Raw genomic sequence first — 17,605 nt, 5'->3', positions numbered from 1 at the left:
TTTGTTCCGAAGCAGTTTTGAATACAAGTAATACACGTATTAGTTTTATACTTCGCCTGCATTTATCATAAGATATGATATCCAAAATATTATGTTTTCAAACCTTCAATAAAAACCAAAACTATGATACTATTGACTTACTAAAGTCTAAAAAGAAATGAGGCTAAATAAATGAACCTAAAAAATGACTTGGTAAATCACAATGCACTACAGAAAAATCTTTTATCGGAACAGGATCTTGATTTTATTCATAATCAGACTGTGGAAATTCTCGAACAGGACGGAGTAAAATTTGATGATAAAAAAGCTCTTGATATTTTTCGGAAAAATGATATCAAAACTGAAAGCAACAGGGTCTTTCTCGATGAAGCAGCGATTACCAGAGCGCTTAAGCAAATACCGGAAGCTTTTACTCTAAAAGCCAGAAATACCGATAACAATGTAAAAGTAGGCGGCGATAAATCCATCCTGGGCCCGCCATTAAGCGCTCCCTTCAATCTGGACCGGGGTAAAGATAAATATTCTAATTATGAGGATTACCTTAAATTCATAAAATTATATCAGCAGAATTCTCATATACATCTAAATGGAGGGGAGATAACTCCTCCGACTGATATTCCTGAGGATAGTAGACATAAGGACATGTTTTATGCAGCTGTAAAATATTCTGACAAACCACTGCTGGGCACCGGTACGGGTAATGACGTTCGGGATTGCCTGCAGATGGGGAAAGAAGTTTTTGGTGCTGATAACTTTGCAGCCGGCAATTATATTTTAAAAATGGTGGGTGCTTCCAGTCCCCTCACTTTTGATAAAACTCCCCTGCAGACTCTGCTGCACTGGTCACAAAACCGGCAGCCGCTTGCTGTCTATGCACAAATTCTGGCGGGAGTCAGCGGTCCAGCCACGCGGACAGGACTGCTCATCCAGCAAAACGCTGAAATCCTGAGCGGGGCTGTGCTGGTACAGCTTATCAATTCCGGCACCCCGGTAATCTATTCCTCCTATTCTTCCGCTGCTGATATGAACTCCGGCAGTATAACCGTGGGTAACGGTTTTTATGCGCAAATAATAGCTGCCACCGCCCAAATAGCCGATTACTATAATTTGCCCTCTCTTACAGCCGGGGCACTTACGGACAGCAATGAATTTGATTCACAGTCGGGGGCCGAATCGATGATGAATATGATGACAGCAATTTCAGCAGGTGTCGATATCATTATGTTTGCTGCTGGTGCCTGCCAGAATTATCTGGGAATATCCAGCAGGAAAATGATTCAGGATACAGAAATCATCAAGAGCATCAAAAACATTCATCGGGAAATCGAGAGCAAAGAAGAAACTTCCGCCCGGCAGGCCATCTCAAATGTGGAGCCAGGTGACAGTTTTCTTACCCATCCTCATACCCTATCTCATCTCGAAAGTGAAGGCAACGAAGGAAGAATGAATCAATTTGCCAACAGCCAGAAAGAAGTTGAAAAAATGCTGGCAAACTACCGACAGCCTGCTTTAGCTTCTAAAATCGAGGAAAAGCTGCAGGCGATGATTGAACGGTGAAACTAATCAAAAAATCCATGTTGATAATCCTCAACCGGGACATCTCCTGAGCTATCAGCAGGAATATCAGTGGTATTGCGCCACCCACACAGGCTAAAATCAGCGCATTCGCCATAGTCCCCATAATATCTCTGCCCACTGTTAGTGCTTTCTGGCCAATTTAGAAGTGCTAATTTTCTGTTCAATAATTTTTGCCTCTGCGAGGCGAACTAAATATTTAATCGCCCTCCGAAATTTAAGAGGGCGATTAAATCCATACTCAGTCTATGATTAACACCTGGAAAGCTTCAGAGAATGGATCAGGCTGCTTCTTCAGCCTTTCCAGGCGTGACTTTAGCGTAATCTTCTTCATCCAGTGACAGATCTTTATTTTTAAGTCTGGTGGAGTTCAATATAACACTTATGGAACTGACCGTCATGGCACCGGCAGCTATAATGGGATTTAAAAGCCCCAGAGCAGCCACCGGAATGGCTACTGTGTTGTATATGAAGGCCCAGAAGAGATTCTGTTTGATGGTGGAAAATGTGTATTTACTAAGCTTGAGTCCGGAAACAACAGCACTCAGCTCTCCTCTGACCAGTGTGAGATCAGAGGATTCGATGGCGATGTCAGTTCCGGTACCTATGGCGATTCCGACATTGGCCTGTTTTAAAGCAGGGGCATCATTTATCCCGTCACCGACCATGGCTACATTTTCACCCTGTGACTGCAGTTTCTTTATCTCTGAAGATTTCTCATCGGGCATGACCTCAGCCAGGACCCTTTCAATGCCGACTTTGTCGGCAATAGCACGGGCAGTACGCTCATTATCCCCTGTTATCATTACAGTTGTCAGGCCCATGTTTTTAAAGGCTGCAATGGCATTTTCGGAATCCTCTTTGAGGGTGTCAGCCACAGCAATTATACCTGCAGCTTCACCTTCCAGGGCCACCAGCATAGCTGTCTTGCCCTCTTCCTCCAGAGATACAACCTCATCTTCGAGATGTTCAATATCTATATCATTTTCTCTCATAAGCTTCTGATTACCAACTAAAATTTTCCCTTCCTCACTGTCAGTTTTTACACCACGCCCCACAACAGCGCTGAAGTTTTCGATGTCTAAAAGTTCCAGTCCTCTCTTTTCTGCTCCCTGGAGAATGGCTGCGCCCAGAGGATGTTCTGATGACTGTTCGGCGCTGGCGGCAATGCGCAGTACCTCATTTTCATCGTAATTGGCAGCAGGAACAACATCAGTCACTTCAGGTTCCCCTTTAGTAATAGTCCCCGTCTTATCGAGCACTATAGCTGTAATATCTTTCATAGTCTGCACTGCTTCCCCATCTCTTATCAGCACACCATTTTCAGCTCCCTTGCCAGTTCCAACCATGAGGGCTGTAGGAGTGGCCAGGCCCAGAGCACAGGGACAGGCTATAACCAGTACAGCGATGCTGGCAAATACGGCAGTGGTGGCAGCGGCCGTACCTCCGACTACAAGCCAGAGTATGAATGTAAGGGCGGCAAGCCCAATCACAGTGGGAACAAAATAGGAAGTCACCTTATCGGCAAAAGCCTGGATTGGAACCTTCGAACCCTGAGCTTCCTCTACCATTTTTATGACCTGCGAGAGGAAAGTATCTTCCCCAACCCTGGTGGCCTTAACCTTTAGGGCCCCCTGTTTATTGATCGTACCCCCGATAACCTCGTCACCATCTTCCTTTTCTACGGGCATCGATTCACCTGTGGCCATAGATTCATCCACTGCACTTCGCCCTTCAATCACTTCACCGTCTGTGGGAATTTTTTCACCGGGTTTTATCATCATCACATCATCTACATTTACCTTTTCCACCGGCACTTCCATTTCTTCTCCGTCGACTATAAGCCTGGCAGTATCAGCTTCCAGTTCCAGCAGCTTTTTGATGGCCTGAGAGGCCCTGCCTTTTGCTTTGGTTTCCAAAAATCTCCCCAGCAGATGGAAGGCCATAATACCGGCTGCCAGCCCGAAGAACCTATCGACATCGAATATGAAGGCTGATAGACCGTAACCATAGGCGGCAAATGTACCCATGGTTATCAGAACGTCCATATTGGCTCCACCGTGGCGAATAGAATTTATAGCACCTTTGTGAGTTTTATAACCGAGAATGAAAACTACGGGAAAGGCCAGTGCAGCCTCAATAAGCCCCTGAATATTTTGCTCTATAGGCAGTGTCAGACCGAAAATAGAGCCAAACATGAGAATAAATACCGGAATGGTAAAAACAAATGCATAAATCAGTTTGCGCCTGGATTTTTTCATCTCTATCTCTTCTCTTGTCTTTTCATTCTCGCCCTCTTCCTGGCTGCCGAGATCAACCTCATATCCCGCTTCCTTAACAGCACTGATAAAGCTGCGTTCACTCACAACATTGGGCAGATATTCTATGCTGGCTTTCTCAGTGGCCAGATTCACATTGACCTCCAGCACACCTTCCAGTCCGGCCAGATTTTTCTCCACAGCCTGAGCACAGGAAGCACAGGTCATACCATTTATTGGCAGTTCCTGCTTCTCCTTTTTTATGCTGTATCCGCTCTGCTCGACCAGCTCTTCAAGCGTCCCATAATTTATTATATCAGGATCATATTGCACAGTGCCCTTTTCATTGTTGATATTCACACTGGCTTCAGCTATACCCTCTGCACCGGCAAGTGTTTTTTCCACCTGCTGAGCGCAGGCAGCACAGCTCATCCCCTCCACCGAAAATGTTATATCTCTCATCTCTTTTTCATCATTCATATTTAATTGCACCTCCAATGTATACCCCCTAGGGGTTTTATCTTTCATGCATTATTATAGTTTATCCTAACATCTTTGTCAAGTTTTAGGCTGATTGATGTCTATCCATCCATGAATCAATTAAATCACGGATTATAAAGCGAAATGAAAGATCATAAAAAACACAAGGACTTTCTTATAAAATTTTGAATTATATAAAAAGAGAAAAATTTATTGGGGGGTTATTCATGGAATATCTTTATATTATAATGGTTATATTACTGATAATTTCTTTAATTTTTAGCCGCAAAAAAACATGGCAGGGAATTCGCCGGGGAACGAAAAAATTGCTTAAGATTTTACCTAATTATCTTATGATTTTAGTTTTTGTTGCTATAATAATGGCTTTTGCTGAAGATTTCATCGTAATTTATCTGGGAGGAGAAAATATATTGCTGGGCGGACTGCTGGCAGTCATTGTGGGATCCATTACAATGATGCCGGGATTTATAGCCTATCCCCTGGCTGGAGTGCTTTTATCCCGGGGAGTAAGTTACACAGTGATTGCCGGCTTCGTGATCTCTTTAAAAATGGTAGGGGTAGTAACCTATCCAGTGGAAAAAGAGTATATGGGGATTAAAGGTACAATTTACCGCAATGCCGCCAGTCTGATTATCACCATCATATTAACTTTTCTCATGGGACTTTACTATGGGGAGGTATTATTGTAATGGATGAAAAGAAAAGAAATTACGGTATCTTTGGGTTGTTTATTCTGTTTTTACTGATCTCTCAGGTGATCAATTTTGAATTGGGCCAGGTTATGACAGATAATTTTATAATTTTCGCCCGTGATATGCTGTTGATTCTTCCTCCCGCTTTTGTCATTATCGGTCTGTTTGAAGTCTGGATCAGCCGGGAAAAAGTGGAAAATAGTTTTGGTGCAGCTTCCGGCGTTCGCCGGTATATATATGCTATCCTGCTGGCAGCAACTACAGTCGGAGGAACATTTGTCGCTTTCCCCGTGGCTAATTCCCTTTACAACAAGGGTGCTGATTACAGTTCAATTTTCACCTATATCACCGCTGCCTCGCTGGTAATGATACCGATGAGCATCATGGAAGCCTCAATAATTGGCCTGGAATTTACTCTGCTGAGGATTGGTTTATCTCTGCCGCTGGTGGTGATTAGTTCTATACTGTTAAATAAATTATTTGTAAAAATGGAATACAGACTGCCGGTTGATGTATAAATTATAGTATATTTTCTGACGCATTACGCGGGAGGTAATAACATGGAAATTGAAGTTGGAAGATTAAAAACCGGAGAACTGCTGCGTATTAATAAAAATAAAGAGGGTTATATACTCAAGGCTGGCGGTGAAACCAGGGGGGACTTTAGTGACCGGGAAAAAGCGGTCCGGGAAGCTAAAGTACTGATGATAAAAAGCTGGCTTCCGGAAAGCAGCAGGGAAAATATCGAAGAAATGCTTAATTCGTATATAAGTCTGGATTATAATTTCACCCTGGAATGGTGTGAACGCCAGGCAGATAAAGACCATGATTGTGATTGTGGCTGCTGGGGTTATCCCATGGAAATGGGTGCTTTTTGGACCTGGAAGAAGAATAAATATCGAGGTTGTCCAAAATGCAGGGATGATATCACCCAGAAAAAATAAAAGATGGTTTTTTCCAAAAAACCGAATGTTCTCCAACCAATTTTTTAAAGAATCCCTTTTTATTGCTCCCGGGGCCCGGAGCTGAATATAATTAATTTTTAAGCCAATTTTTCCCCCAGCTCTTCTGGCCCCTCACCCAATCGGGAAGTGGTAATAAAGTAATTGGCAGCCGGCCGGACCTCTCCCTCGAAGCGGGATGCAGTTTGAGCTGTTTTCGTTTTCTTTTCCTCTTTTTTCGCCTCAACATCGCTTTCGCTTATATGCAGTATGATCTCCTCTTCCTTGAACTCCTTTTTCACCTCAAAATTAGAATTTTCCGCTATACGCGAAACATTTCTAGCCGCGGTTTCATTATCCAGAACAACATCTAAAGAAGAACACTCTTCCAGTGCCTGTTTGGTCTCGACAACAGGCTGAGGGCAGTCCATTCCCCGACAATCCAGGCGCTTTTTACTCATTTTTTTCTTCCTCCTTTTCAATAATATTAATGCTGCTATTTTGAGGGCGGCAAAATTATATTGGACTGCCTTTGAGAGGTCAAAGCTTTTTTAAGGGATTTAAAGCCTGGGTCTTCCATCTTCAGCGAAAATCCTTTTTTGATTTCTCGCGGCCGGTGGCTATCCTGGTTTTTAATAAAAACTCTATCCGGATACTGCTGGCGCAATTCAGGAATTTCAGACCGGTCATTGACCTCCAGAACAGGCAGGTCGAGCTGCGGAGGTATAAAACCCAGCTGATATATCAAACCCTGACTCCGCAGGACATGAGATGGTATCAAAAGTCCGTTTTCTTTTTTAACTCTATCCTGCAGTTCGGAGATCGTTATATCAGCTGCTGCAGCCAGCATTAATTTTTCTTTCTCCTCATATTCATCCTTGAGGTTGGTTTTTATCTGATAACCAAAATACTCCTCTCTGTTTTTTTGCTCCGGCAGTTGTTCATGAACAAAATTCTGAATTCTTACAGCCTGCTCCAGCTTTTCCACCAGGCAGAGATAGTGCACTTCCTCCCTGGTTTCGATTTCCAGTCCCGGAATTACTCTTAACTTCTCTCCGTCGGCCAATTTTAATAACACTTCCAGATTGCCGGCTGAATTATGATCGGTTATAGCAATAATATCCAGCTCTTCCTCAAGAGCTCTTTCAATAATAAGACCTGGTGTCATATTCAGATCAGCACAGGGAGATAGTACGGTATGAATATGTAAATTGAGGTCAAATATCCTGTTTCTCTTCACGGCCCACACCCAGTTCATAGAGTTTTCCGGAGAGATGATAGGCATTTTCCGGACTGCGCAGGACATTGATCCCCTTTTCCCGGGCCCTCTTTTTCATATCGTCGCTGATCGAGAAATTTTCTGCAATAATGATGCCGGCTGCCTCAGCCAGCAAAGCCACTGCCGCTGCATTTTGATGGCCCTGAATGGTAATCCACAGACTGCCAGCAGTAAGCTCTGACATCACATTGCTCAAAAGATCTCCACAGTAACCGTCAGTAACTTCCTGTTCCAGATCAGATTTCACCACTACCTCTAAATTAAGCTTCTGAACCAGATCTTTTACCCTGATAGTTAACAACTCCTCGCCATTTTATTTAATGCTCTTACAGTTCAATTTCCATCCGGCCAAACTCAAATATTATTACCCCTGGATTTATCCCTGGCAGTTTTGTCCTCCTCGGAGAAAACCGGCGGCAGCTCCCGGCTCAAATTGGAAACCTGTTCGGCCAGCCTCTGAATCTTCTGTCTGAGCATGAAGATACAGTCTATCCTCTCCGCTTCACCTTTGACAATATCTTCAGCCAGTGTTTCACAATCAGGTGCTCCACAGGAAGCACAATTCAGACCGGGAAGCACCTCTTCTTCTTCCTCCAGCCGGGCCAGTTTTTCCAGTGCTTTTTCCATATCCGCATCAAGTTCACCCCGCTGATCAGAGCTAAATCCCTGCCGCAGTTCATAATCATATTCCGAAAATTCCGGGCTGGAAACAGAGAGCTTCTCCTCCGCGGAACGGACAAGTGTACGTATATTGTATTTGGCCTGATAGGGATTGACGATGTTTAAAACTCCTCCTACACAGCCCTGAGGACAGGAGACCATCTCAAGATATTTTACTCCGGTTAAATTATTCCGAACCAGTTCATCCAGAGCCTTACGTACCTCATCCAGGCCTGAAACCGTAAGGGCCCCAGGCTGTTCCAGGTTCTGCAGCAAATCCCCTTCCCCTCCGCTCTGACCCCACTTAATGCCGGCTGCGGGAAGAAAAGAGGTATCCAGTTTATCTGTTCGCTTTTTATTCTCGTTCTCTCCCCTGTCATGGGACTGCAAAAAGGGATAGAGATGTTCATAAATTTCTCTGACAGCTATTGCCCCGTCCAGCTGGCTTTTTTCCTGACCTAAAGCCAGCTTAACCGAAGTTAACTTGGCCGAACAGGGAGTTATGAAAAATATGCCGATATTTGATACCGAAAGCCCGGTCTCCTGTTTTATTTCCTCTCGAGCTTTTCGGGCTGTCATCTCCACCGGAGATTTAAAGGGCAGAAGATGATCTACCAGCTCAGGATATATCTTCTGCACCAGGCGCACAACTACAGGACAGGAGGAGGATATGTAAAATTGATCTCTCTCTTTCAGGAAGGAGGCTGTCCTCCGGGCAAGAGCTTCTGCCGCTCTGGCAACATTATATACTTCTGTGAAGCCCAAATTCTTCAGCCCTTTCATTATCTGTCCGGGGCTGGAGTTTTCTTTAAACTGCCCGTAAAAACTGGGCGGGATTAAAGCGGCTGTATACTTATAATTATCGATCTGGTCCAGCCGATCAGCTTCAATATACTTGGCATTATGTTCGCAGGTGCGTATACATTCTGCACAGTCTATGCAGAGATCATCCTTGATATCAGCTTTGCCTCCGTGGACACGAATAGCATTTGTCGGGCAGTCCTTCACACAGTTGGTGCAGCCCTCACACTTTTCTTCTTTTAAAAGCACTGAATGAATTTCAGACATCCTTTTCATCCTCCCGCCCGAGAAAAACAGTGCTTTTAACAGTTGTTCCTCCGTCAGAATAAATCTTTAAATCATCCGAATATTCATCAACGTTATTGAGCCCCATTCCAGCTCCAAACCCCAGCTCTCTGACATCCTGATCGGCAGTAGAAAAGCCAGGCTGCAGCGCCCGATTTATATTCTCTATTCCCGGCCCCTGATCAATCGCATTGATCTGCAATTTTTCCTTCTCCGCAGATACTTTAATCTTTCCTCCCCGGGAGTGAATAATAATATTCATTTCCAGCTCATAGGTGATTATAGAAGATATACGAATTATCTCAGGCTCAATATTTAGCCTGGTTAGCAGGGTTTTGAGAAGGCTTGATACCTCTCCACCCCGTTCAAAATTTTGGGCTTCAACCTCTTCCTCCAGGATAATATTTTTGCCCATAACTTGTTTTCGCCCCTTTAATAAAAGCTCTTTATCTTTTCAGGCTGAACTCCGGCCTGATATAAGATGCCACAGCAGGCAAAAAGTGAATCGCTGGCCCGATAGAGCGCTATATTCTTCTGGCGGGCCAGCTCTACAGTCTTCTTTTCCGGATTTTTATCGCGCACAAAAATGATAACCCTGATATCGACCATCTCGGCGGTGCGCACCACCTGAGGGTTTGTCAATCCGGTCAGGAGTACGGTTTTCCGGGTGGAAAAAGCCAAAACATCGCTCATCAAATCAGCTCCGCAGGCAGTCTTCACCTCCAGGCTGGAATCCCCTTCCACAATCGTTTTCAAATCTAAAAGTTCTTCGATATCCTGGATTGTCATCGTCGATCCTCCCTCCGGATTCAGCCTTATTTAAGTCTTAGGCCGGTCTTTGAATTCGGCATGCAAAATGCGGTGGGCTTTATTGCTCAGGGGTTCTTCCAGGAATTCTTCATAAACTTTTTTAATCATCGGATTTTCATGGGATTTGCGAATATATTTATGCTCATCGATGCTACCCAGTCCCTCTCCGCGAGCATCTTTCTTCTCTTCGTCAGCCAGCAGTGGCTGACCCCCTCCACCAACACAGCCATGGGGACAGGCCATGACCTCTATAAAATCATATTCCGATTCACCTTTCCGCACCTCATCCATGATCTGAGAGGCTTCCTGCAGACCGCTGACGATGGCCAGCTTCAAATCTCTATCTCCGATTTTGACCTCGGCCTCCTGTATTCCTCTAAAGCCCAGATCCAGTCTTTCCAGAGTCTGCCCTGTCAACTTTTCTTTGACCATCCTCACTGCTGCTTCGGTAACTCCACCGGTAGTGCCGAAAATCGTGCCCGCTCCTGTAGCTTTACCCAGCAGTTCATCGTATTCCTCATCTTCCAGAGATGTAAAATCAATGCCTATCTCTTTTATCATCAAAGAAAGTTCCCTGGTCGTTAAAACCGCATCAGTATTTTTGTAGGACCCGGCATTGATATTTTCTCTTTCCTTCTCAAATTTTTTGGCCGTACAGGGCATAACAGAAACTGTATATATCGATTCTGGATCGATGCCTGCCAGATCGGCATAGTATGTTTTGGAAAGCGCTGAGAACATCTGCTGGGGAGATTTGGCTGAGGAAAGATGATCCAGAAGATCGGAATAGTTATGCTCGGCAAATTTCACCCAGCCAGGACAGCAGGATGTTATATGAGGAAGATTGTTATCTCCCTCCAGCCGCTGCAGAAATTCATGCCCTTCTTCCATAATGGTCAGGTCAGCGGTAAACTCAGTGGAGAAAACCCGATCAAACCCCAGTTTCCTTAAAGCTGCCACCAGTTTTCCGGTGACCACCAATCCTGGTTTCATGCCAAAAGACTCGCCGATCGTGGCCTGAATGGAAGGAGCTGTCTGTACTATTACATGTTTGTCTTCATCTTCTAAAGCCTGCCAGACAGGGTATATCTCATTTTTCTCTACAATTGCTCCTACAGGACATATGGTAGCACATTGACCGCAGTTTGAACAATTTACTTCACTCTGGGGCAGGTCGAAAGCTGTGGAGACAATGGAATCAAAACCACGCCTGCTGAACTGCAAAGCAGAAACACCCTGCATCTCTTCACAGACCCGCACACAGCGGCCGCAGAGAATGCATTTGTTTGGTTCTCTCACCAGAGCAGGTCCAGTTCTATCTTCAGGAACATCCCTTTTTTCACCTTCATATTTTTCTATTTCCCGGGTGCGAATGCTGAGATCATGTGCTATATCCTGCAATTCACAGCTCCCGCTGCGATCACACCCCAGACAGTCATTGGGATGATTGGCCAGCAATAAAGTAACGTTGCGCCGGCGTGCTTTGCGGGCCCTCCTGCTGCGGGTGCTTATGATCATACCTTCCTGCACGGGTGTTACGCAGCTGGCAATAGTCCTATCATTGCCCAAATCTTCCACTTCACAAACCCGGCAGGCTCCATGTAGAGTGAGATCTGGATGGTAACAGAGACTGGGAATTTCAATTCCCGCTTTCCTGGCAGCATCCAGCACTGTTATGCCTTCTTCAACTTCAATCTGTTCATCGTCAATTGTTAGTTTTATCTCGCTCACCGATTATAACCTCCTTTGACCTGCTTTATTTCTGTTCTATCGCGTCTACCGGACACTCATCTGCACAGGCGCTGCATGAAATACAGGCTTACTCATCAATTAAACAGGTTTCCTCATTTGTAGTTATGGCATCTGTCGGGCAGGCGCGGGCACACTTACCGCAGACCACACATAAATCGTCAGAAATCACATATGCACCCGCCAGATCAGGACAGGCTCCAGCCGGACAGTCTTCATCATAGATATGAGCTTCATACTCCTGGCGAAAATATTTAATGGTGCTCAAAACAGGATTGGCAGCGGATTTTCCCAGACCACAGAGGGCGGTATCTTTTATATGCTCACCCAGCTCCTCCAGCAGCTCAACATCTCCTTTTTTGCCCTCACCGTCACAGATTCTCTCCAGTATTTCCAGCATTCTCTTCGTTCCTTCCCGGCAGGGAGTGCATTTACCGCAGGACTCGCCCTGGGTAAAATCGAGGAAAAAGCGGGCCACATCTACCATACACGTATCATCGTCCATGACAACCATGCCTCCTGAGCCCATCATCGAACCCACTTTCACAAGGAATCAAAATCTATCGATAGATCTAAATAATCTGCCGGAATACAGCCCCCAGATGGTCCTCCAGTCTGCACAGCCTTAAACTCTTTGCCCTCGTCCGGGCCACCTCCTATATCAAAAATAACTTCTCTGAGCGTGGTCCCCATGGGAATTTCCAGCAGACCGGTATTTTGAATTTTGCCGGTAAGAGCAAAAACCTTTGTACCCGGACTCTCCTCTGTTCCTATTTCTCTAAATTTATCTGCACCTTCTCTTAATATGAAAGGAACATTAGCATATGTTTCCACATTGTTTATATTGGTGGGCTTGCCCCAGAGACCCCTCTGAGCCGGATAAGGAGGTCGAGGCCTGGGCATTCCCCGCTTTCCTTCTATAGAAGCCATAAGAGCGGTCTCTTCTCCACAGACAAAAGCACCGGCTCCTTCTTTGATATGCAGCTGGAAATTATGACCGCTGCCAAAAATATCCTCGCCCAGCAGTCCGTAATCACGGGCATCTTTCAGAGCTTTTTCCAGACGTTCAATAGCGAGAGGGTACTCGGCTCTGATATAGATATAACCTTCATCGGCTCCGATGGCATAACTACCCACTATCATGCCCTCTATTACACTGTGGGGATCACCTTCTAAAAGGCTTCGATCCATAAAAGCACCCGGGTCTCCCTCATCAGCATTACAGACAATGTATTTTTTCTCAGACTGAGCCTGATGAGCAAAATCCCACTTGTGACCGGTGGGAAAGCCTGCTCCACCCCGGCCTCTTAAACCTGAGTTTTTTATTTCTTCAACGACTTTTTCCGGGCTCATCTCGGTCAGAGCTATACCGGCTGCTTCATAACCACCCCGGGCAATGTATTCATCTATATTTTCCGGGTCAATTTTACCGCAGTTTGCCAGCACAATCTGCTGCTGCTTTTTATAAAAGTCTATATCCTGGTAAGTCGGTATTTTCTCTTCAGTATCCGTTTCTCTGTATAATAATCTATCAACTGTCCTGCCTTTAAGCAGATGTTCTTCGACTACTTCCTCTATGTCAGCGACGTCGACCTCACAATAAAAAACGCCTTCAGGATATATAATTATTATTGGACCTTTTTCGCAAAAACCGTGGCATCCTGTTTCAACAATCTTTATTTCATCCTGTAGATCTCTATCTGCTAGCTGATCTTCCAGCTCAAATTTCAGCTTTTGTGCCCCGGCAGAGCTGCAGCCGGTTCCGGTACAGACCAAAACATGTGAGCGATAAAACGTTTCTTTCATCTGCCATTCCTCCTTTACCGGGTTGTTTGCTCTATTTAATATTAGTTTAATCTTCCAGGCGGGCTAAAGCCAGCTCCTCCACAATCTCTCCATTTATAACATGCTGCACTATTATCTTCTGCACATCCTCTGGATCCAGATGGCCATAGGTAATTCTGCTCTGATCCGGAAGTTTGACATCCAGCAGCGGTTCTTTTTCGCACATTCCTATACATCCTGTTTGAGTTACTGCAATGTCCAAATCTCTTTTTTTGATTTCATCAAGAACCGTTTTTAAAATTTCTCTGGCCCCGGCCGATATTCCGCATGTCCCCATGCCAATTATTATCTCGGGTTTTTCTTTCTTTGATCTGTTCTTTAAATCCTCTTTAACTTCTTTGCGTAATTCTCTCAACTCATCCAGTGACTTCAAGTATCTCACCTCCAGAGGGAATTTATCAATCTATAACTAAATGAGATCAGCCTCTAACCTCAGCGATATTATCTCTCAGATATTCTTCCAGCCACTTTAAAATCCGGGGTTTCTGGATATCAACATCCTGCAGTTCTGCTTTGACTTCCCCGGTAGAAAAATAAAAACTCTGACCATCCTTTTGATGCTGGTAAATGATCTCCAGGTCGGGATTTACCGCGATTAAAGAGACCAGCGTTTCAGCGATAGAACCCAGGGGAGGACGGTCCAGATGGTCATATTCAAATTCGGCAGTTACAGAAGTCCCTTCACCCGGTTTAGAATCAATTCTGAGACTGCCTCCACACAATTCAGCAGTTTCCTTGAATAGAGAAAGCCCCAGCCCCACCTCTCTGGTCTTTCTGGTGGTCACAAAAGGATCAACAATTTTTTCTACACTCTCTTCATCTATCCCCCGCCCATCATCCAGTATGACTATCAGCAAAATATTTTCCGGAACGTCCTCCTTGATTTTGATCTCTATCTGGCCGGCCCCGGCCCGGATGGAATTCTGAGCAATATCCAGCAGGTGAAGAGACAGTTCTCTCATGATTTATACTGATTTAAAATTTCCGGCACCTCGTCGGGGGTAAGTCGGCCGTATGTTTCCTCGTTGATCATAATTACAGGAGCCAGACCACAGGCTCCGATACAGGCTACTGTCGAAAGAGTGAATTTCAGATCATCTGTCGTTTCACCGCTGCTGATTCCCAGCTCTTTTTCCATCTCCCTGACAATTTCTTCTGCCCCCCGAACATGACAGGCGGTGCCTGTGCAGATTTGAATGATATGTTCACCCCGGGGCTGCAGATGAAATTGTGTATAAAAAGTTACAACCCCATATATTTCACTCATAGAGAGGTCAAGATGACCGGCAATCCTCCTCAAAGCATCCTGAGGCAGGTAATCATATTCCTCCTGAGCTTCCTGTAATATGGGGATTAAATGCTTTTCTTTTTGCTCATTTTCAAAAAGCTGCTCATTTTCACTGCTTTTTTCATACTCAGTTAAAATCTCCTCCAGAGGCTGCAAAAATTTCTGCAGGTCTTCTCTTTGCTCTCCGCACTGGCAGTCCATATTGGATACCTCCTGTTTTTTTAATAATTTCCCCCAGCGATTTCGATCTCTTCCTGGGTCTCCCTGTTGATTATCAGTGATATTGCTATTGTATGCATGTATCCACCCACTATTTACGCATTTTTCGTTCCAGAATTGCCCAAAACCAAAAATAAATGCTCAAAACCCGGCAAAACGTCCTGGTTCAGGCAGTTACAGGAATTTTGATCTGTTGATCTCGCCCTGAAAAATTTGAGGCAGATAAGTTTAAATCGTCATCGCACATGTTTATATGAATATATTTTTGTGCATCCGGTGCCTTTGTGTTTGTTTTAATGTGCAGGTGGGTTTAACAATACAGCCACAGTAAGACATCTAAAAAAAATTAGGTTCTTCTCCAGAAATCGTTTGTAAAACTAAAACTCATTTTCAACGAAAAAACAAAAAAATACAGGGGGCTTAAAGCTCCCTGCCAACATAAAATATTCGACTCTGAGGATTTTAGAATAACCATCCTTCTTCTTCCTCGATCTCCATATAAAAGGCGGAATTATAACGAATTCTGTCATAATCTTCCCCGCCAAACTCACCCTCTTTTTCTGTATCTGTCAGGTTGCTGACATGAATAAACCAGACCCCCTCCTCTTCAGGGGTGAAAACAAATTCGCCCTTCTCATCTGTGGTGTAGGTCTGCACCTCTTCCAGAGGACTAACAACTGACAGAGATTGATCAGCGGCCGGTTCTCCCTCATACAGGACCTGCAGGGTGATCTCCTCACCCGCATTATTTTGAATGTTTCCTGCGCTAACCACTTCAACTGCCAGATCTGTCTCGGGAACAGCCAGATCTTCCTCGTCAGCCGAAACTTTCAGCGGAGCTTTGGCATCATAATAACGCAGCTGTTTGCCATCACCATCATCGGTTCTATCCACTACCGGCCTTTTGCTGGTAAAAGTCAGCCAGTATATGCCCGCTTCTGATGGGGTAAATGCTGCTGAATAGGCCTCCTCCATTTCCCTGGTAAATCCCAGCTCCTTTTCGGAACCATCAGGTTTTATAACCTTCAGCTCGCCATTTTCCAGCTCAGCAAAAAATGAGTGTTCATAATCATACATCTCAGGAAAATGCCCGAAACTTATTTCTATATCAACTTCCTCTTCAACTTCGATCTGCTGAGGAAAATCCAGAATAATTTCATGGGCCTGGATCTCTTCAGCGATACCCAGGAAGTTAAACGTCAGGATAATTACTGAAATCGTTAAAACTATGGCTAATTTCTTGAGCATATTTAATCCTCCTTTGTAAATGTTATAAATTTAATACAGCAGTTGTGATCGTTTCATTCCCATGATTATACCATTTATTCACCTCCCTTTTTCTTGCAATTTTATCAGCAGCCGGCATTTATTCTGCGGGCCAAAATAAATAAATCTCAACCCGATAGAGGTTGAGTGAGATAAGGATAAATATCCAATTCGGCTGAAACCCTTAATTCCTTAATCCTGGAATAATCGATTATACATTCATATAAAGCTCAATAAAACATCATCCAGGCCGAATCAGAATATTCTCACCTACTCTTCCTGCCATCGAAGAATTGTAGGAAGATAACCAGGCAGGTCTCCTGACTTCCAGCTCATCCCTGAATTTATGCCTTCCCTGAATACACTGGTATTCAAGTGGCCTTTTAAATCCAGGAAAATATACAAATGCTTGCTGGTTACAGTGGCGGGCCCGCTCAGGATTTGCACCTGATTCCCTATTCTCCTCCGGCCGTGACCGGAGGCACCCGGCTTCTGAAATATTAAGTTTAAAAATTTCGTGTTATTATTTGTTTAAAGATAACACAGAATTCTCCTGCAAAAATACTAAAAAAGCTCGATAATAACCCGGACAATCATCCAGGCAAATTATTCAGATATTCTGCTGCTTCCCGGACGTCTCGAGGGGGATTTTCCAGCCGCTTCAAATCGACCCCTTCCAGCTCCTGCAGCAGCTCCATGATCTTCGGAAGCCGCAGATCAGCTTCTTCGATCATATCCGGCCGGGCAAATATTTCATAATCCCCGCTGTAGAAAATTTCCCCTTTTTTCATAATAATAATTTTATCGGCCCATTCTACTGCAAAATCTAAGTCATGGGTTACCACGAGAAGAGTTTTGCCCTCCCCATACAGATCGGCCAGAATCCGGCGCAATGTTTTCTGGCCGGCAGGATCAAGATAGGAGAGAGGTTCATCAAAAATAACTATTTCCGGCTTAACCGCCAGAATACCGGCTATTGCCGCCCTTTTTTTCTGACCATAACTGAGATGATGAGGATTTTTATCCTGCAAATTCAATATATCGACAGATTTTAAAGCCTGCTTTACCTTTTTATCAATTTTATCCCTGTCCTGCCAGCCAAAGTTGACCAGTCCAAAAGCAACATCTTCATAAACAGTTGTGGAGAAAACCTGATCATCAGGATCCTGCATAACCAGGCCGACCAGTTTTCTCACCCAGTCTTTATGCTTTTCACCTATCTTTCTGGATTTGATATATACTTCCCCTTTTTGAGCCAGATAAAGAGCATTGAGGTGAAATAAAAGGGTTGATTTACCGGCACCATTTGGTCCCAGTACAGCCACCCGGGAGTTGGGCTTTACAGCAAAGTTGACATCCTGCAGAGCCTCAGTCCCATCATTATAGGTATAAGCCAAATTTTTTACTTCTATAATTCGATCCATTCTATCCTCCAA

At 44.4% G+C, this 17,605-nt stretch carries 18 protein-coding genes, 2 pseudogenes and 1 riboswitch; of the genes and pseudogenes, 4 read left to right on the top strand and 16 right to left on the bottom strand.

All coding sequences use genetic code 11. From position 1 onward, the window contains the following. Positions 1 to 171 precede the first annotated feature (171 nt). Complete coding sequence (locus BLT15_RS09385) at positions 172 to 1,557, top strand: trimethylamine methyltransferase family protein (protein WP_089761005.1); 1,386 nt, start codon at positions 172 to 174, stop codon at positions 1,555 to 1,557. On the opposite strand, the gene BLT15_RS13830 is transcribed toward BLT15_RS09385, so the two are convergent. Both BLT15_RS13830 and BLT15_RS09375 read right to left on the bottom strand, forming a co-directional pair. Next, entirely contained in the window at positions 1,517 to 1,672 is a 156-nt protein-coding gene (locus BLT15_RS13830; RefSeq protein WP_159429890.1) for a YibE/F family protein, read from the bottom strand. The genes BLT15_RS09385 and BLT15_RS13830 overlap by 41 nt on opposite strands. Positions 1,673 to 1,856: 184 nt before the next feature. Continuing rightward, the gene (locus BLT15_RS09375; protein WP_089761046.1) at positions 1,857 to 4,313 is read right to left on the bottom strand and encodes a heavy metal translocating P-type ATPase; all 2,457 of its coding nucleotides are present in this window, start codon (positions 4,311 to 4,313) and stop codon (positions 1,857 to 1,859) included. A gap of 227 nt (positions 4,314 to 4,540) precedes the next feature. Here BLT15_RS09375 and BLT15_RS09370 point away from each other — a divergent pair, with 227 nt between their 5' ends. The 3 genes from BLT15_RS09370 to BLT15_RS09360 are packed head-to-tail and all read left to right on the top strand — an operon-like array spanning position 4,541 to position 5,970. Next, complete coding sequence (locus BLT15_RS09370; protein ID WP_089761002.1) at positions 4,541 to 5,023, top strand: hypothetical protein; 483 nt, start codon at positions 4,541 to 4,543, stop codon at positions 5,021 to 5,023. After that, positions 5,023 to 5,544 carry a permease gene (locus BLT15_RS09365; protein ID WP_089760999.1) on the top strand — a complete coding sequence of 174 codons (522 nt, stop codon included), beginning with the start codon at positions 5,023 to 5,025 and terminating at the stop codon, positions 5,542 to 5,544. The genes BLT15_RS09370 and BLT15_RS09365 overlap by 1 nt, the downstream gene beginning before the upstream one ends. A gap of 42 nt (positions 5,545 to 5,586) precedes the next feature. After that, positions 5,587 to 5,970 (top strand): hypothetical protein, encoded by a 384-nt coding sequence (locus BLT15_RS09360; protein WP_089760996.1) that lies wholly within the window; start codon positions 5,587 to 5,589, stop codon positions 5,968 to 5,970. A 98-nt stretch (positions 5,971 to 6,068) separates the two neighbouring features. On the opposite strand, the gene BLT15_RS09355 is transcribed toward BLT15_RS09360, so the two are convergent. The 14 genes and pseudogenes from BLT15_RS09355 to BLT15_RS09290 all read right to left on the bottom strand — a co-directional run bounded on the left by BLT15_RS09355 (position 6,069) and on the right by BLT15_RS09290 (position 17,605). Then, positions 6,069 to 6,428 carry a sulfurtransferase TusA family protein gene (locus tag BLT15_RS09355; RefSeq protein ID WP_089760993.1) on the bottom strand — a complete coding sequence of 120 codons (360 nt, stop codon included), beginning with the start codon at positions 6,426 to 6,428 and terminating at the stop codon, positions 6,069 to 6,071. 35 nt (positions 6,429 to 6,463) lie between these two features. Next, on the bottom strand, positions 6,464 to 7,225 hold the full coding sequence (locus tag BLT15_RS09350) for a PHP domain-containing protein (RefSeq protein WP_234985580.1): 762 nt from the start codon (positions 7,223 to 7,225) through the stop codon (positions 6,464 to 6,466). Continuing rightward, positions 7,185 to 7,547: a DRTGG domain-containing protein gene (locus tag BLT15_RS09345; protein ID WP_234985579.1), complete on the bottom strand. Its 363-nt coding sequence runs from the start codon at positions 7,545 to 7,547 to the stop codon at positions 7,185 to 7,187. The genes BLT15_RS09350 and BLT15_RS09345 overlap by 41 nt, the downstream gene beginning before the upstream one ends. Positions 7,548 to 7,600: 53 nt before the next feature. After that, positions 7,601 to 8,974: a [Fe-Fe] hydrogenase large subunit C-terminal domain-containing protein gene (locus BLT15_RS09340; RefSeq protein ID WP_089760989.1), complete on the bottom strand. Its 1,374-nt coding sequence runs from the start codon at positions 8,972 to 8,974 to the stop codon at positions 7,601 to 7,603. Further along, on the bottom strand, positions 8,967 to 9,407 hold the full coding sequence (locus tag BLT15_RS09335; protein ID WP_089760987.1) for an ATP-binding protein: 441 nt from the start codon (positions 9,405 to 9,407) through the stop codon (positions 8,967 to 8,969). Before BLT15_RS09335 ends, BLT15_RS09340 begins: the two co-directional genes overlap by 8 nt. A gap of 17 nt (positions 9,408 to 9,424) precedes the next feature. After that, positions 9,425 to 9,781, bottom strand: coding sequence for a hypothetical protein (locus BLT15_RS09330; protein ID WP_089760986.1), 357 nt, complete (start codon positions 9,779 to 9,781; stop codon positions 9,425 to 9,427). Between the two features lie 30 nt (positions 9,782 to 9,811). Continuing rightward, the gene (locus tag BLT15_RS09325) at positions 9,812 to 11,533 is read right to left on the bottom strand and encodes an NADH-dependent [FeFe] hydrogenase, group A6 (RefSeq protein ID WP_089760984.1); all 1,722 of its coding nucleotides are present in this window, start codon (positions 11,531 to 11,533) and stop codon (positions 9,812 to 9,814) included. 25 nt (positions 11,534 to 11,558) lie between these two features. Then, a pseudogene (locus BLT15_RS09320) lies at positions 11,559 to 11,618 on the bottom strand (4Fe-4S binding protein); the annotation flags it as partial. A 6-nt stretch (positions 11,619 to 11,624) separates the two neighbouring features. Further along, positions 11,625 to 13,357: pseudogene (gene nuoF / locus BLT15_RS09315) on the bottom strand (NADH-quinone oxidoreductase subunit NuoF); the annotation flags it as partial. Between the two features lie 46 nt (positions 13,358 to 13,403). After that, positions 13,404 to 13,769: a (2Fe-2S) ferredoxin domain-containing protein gene (locus BLT15_RS09310; protein ID WP_089760982.1), complete on the bottom strand. Its 366-nt coding sequence runs from the start codon at positions 13,767 to 13,769 to the stop codon at positions 13,404 to 13,406. A 46-nt stretch (positions 13,770 to 13,815) separates the two neighbouring features. Next, complete coding sequence (locus tag BLT15_RS09305; RefSeq protein ID WP_089760980.1) at positions 13,816 to 14,358, bottom strand: ATP-binding protein; 543 nt, start codon at positions 14,356 to 14,358, stop codon at positions 13,816 to 13,818. After that, positions 14,355 to 14,885: an NADH-quinone oxidoreductase subunit NuoE gene (gene nuoE / locus BLT15_RS09300; RefSeq protein ID WP_089760978.1), complete on the bottom strand. Its 531-nt coding sequence runs from the start codon at positions 14,883 to 14,885 to the stop codon at positions 14,355 to 14,357. The genes BLT15_RS09305 and nuoE overlap by 4 nt, the downstream gene beginning before the upstream one ends. Before the next feature lie 480 nt (positions 14,886 to 15,365). After that, entirely contained in the window at positions 15,366 to 16,151 is a 786-nt protein-coding gene (locus tag BLT15_RS09295) for a DUF4198 domain-containing protein (protein ID WP_089760976.1), read from the bottom strand. A 311-nt stretch (positions 16,152 to 16,462) separates the two neighbouring features. Continuing rightward, positions 16,463 to 16,673: riboswitch (cobalamin riboswitch) on the bottom strand. An 89-nt stretch (positions 16,674 to 16,762) separates the two neighbouring features. Continuing rightward, complete coding sequence (locus tag BLT15_RS09290; RefSeq protein WP_234985578.1) at positions 16,763 to 17,605, bottom strand: ATP-binding cassette domain-containing protein; 843 nt, start codon at positions 17,603 to 17,605, stop codon at positions 16,763 to 16,765.

Origin of the sequence: Halarsenatibacter silvermanii (assembly GCF_900103135.1) — a bacterium.
GTDB classification, from domain to species: Bacteria; Bacillota; Halanaerobiia; order Halanaerobiales; family Halarsenatibacteraceae; genus Halarsenatibacter; species Halarsenatibacter silvermanii.
The sequence above is the reverse complement of the archived record's forward strand: the minus strand, read 5'-3'. Positions and strand labels throughout refer to the sequence as shown.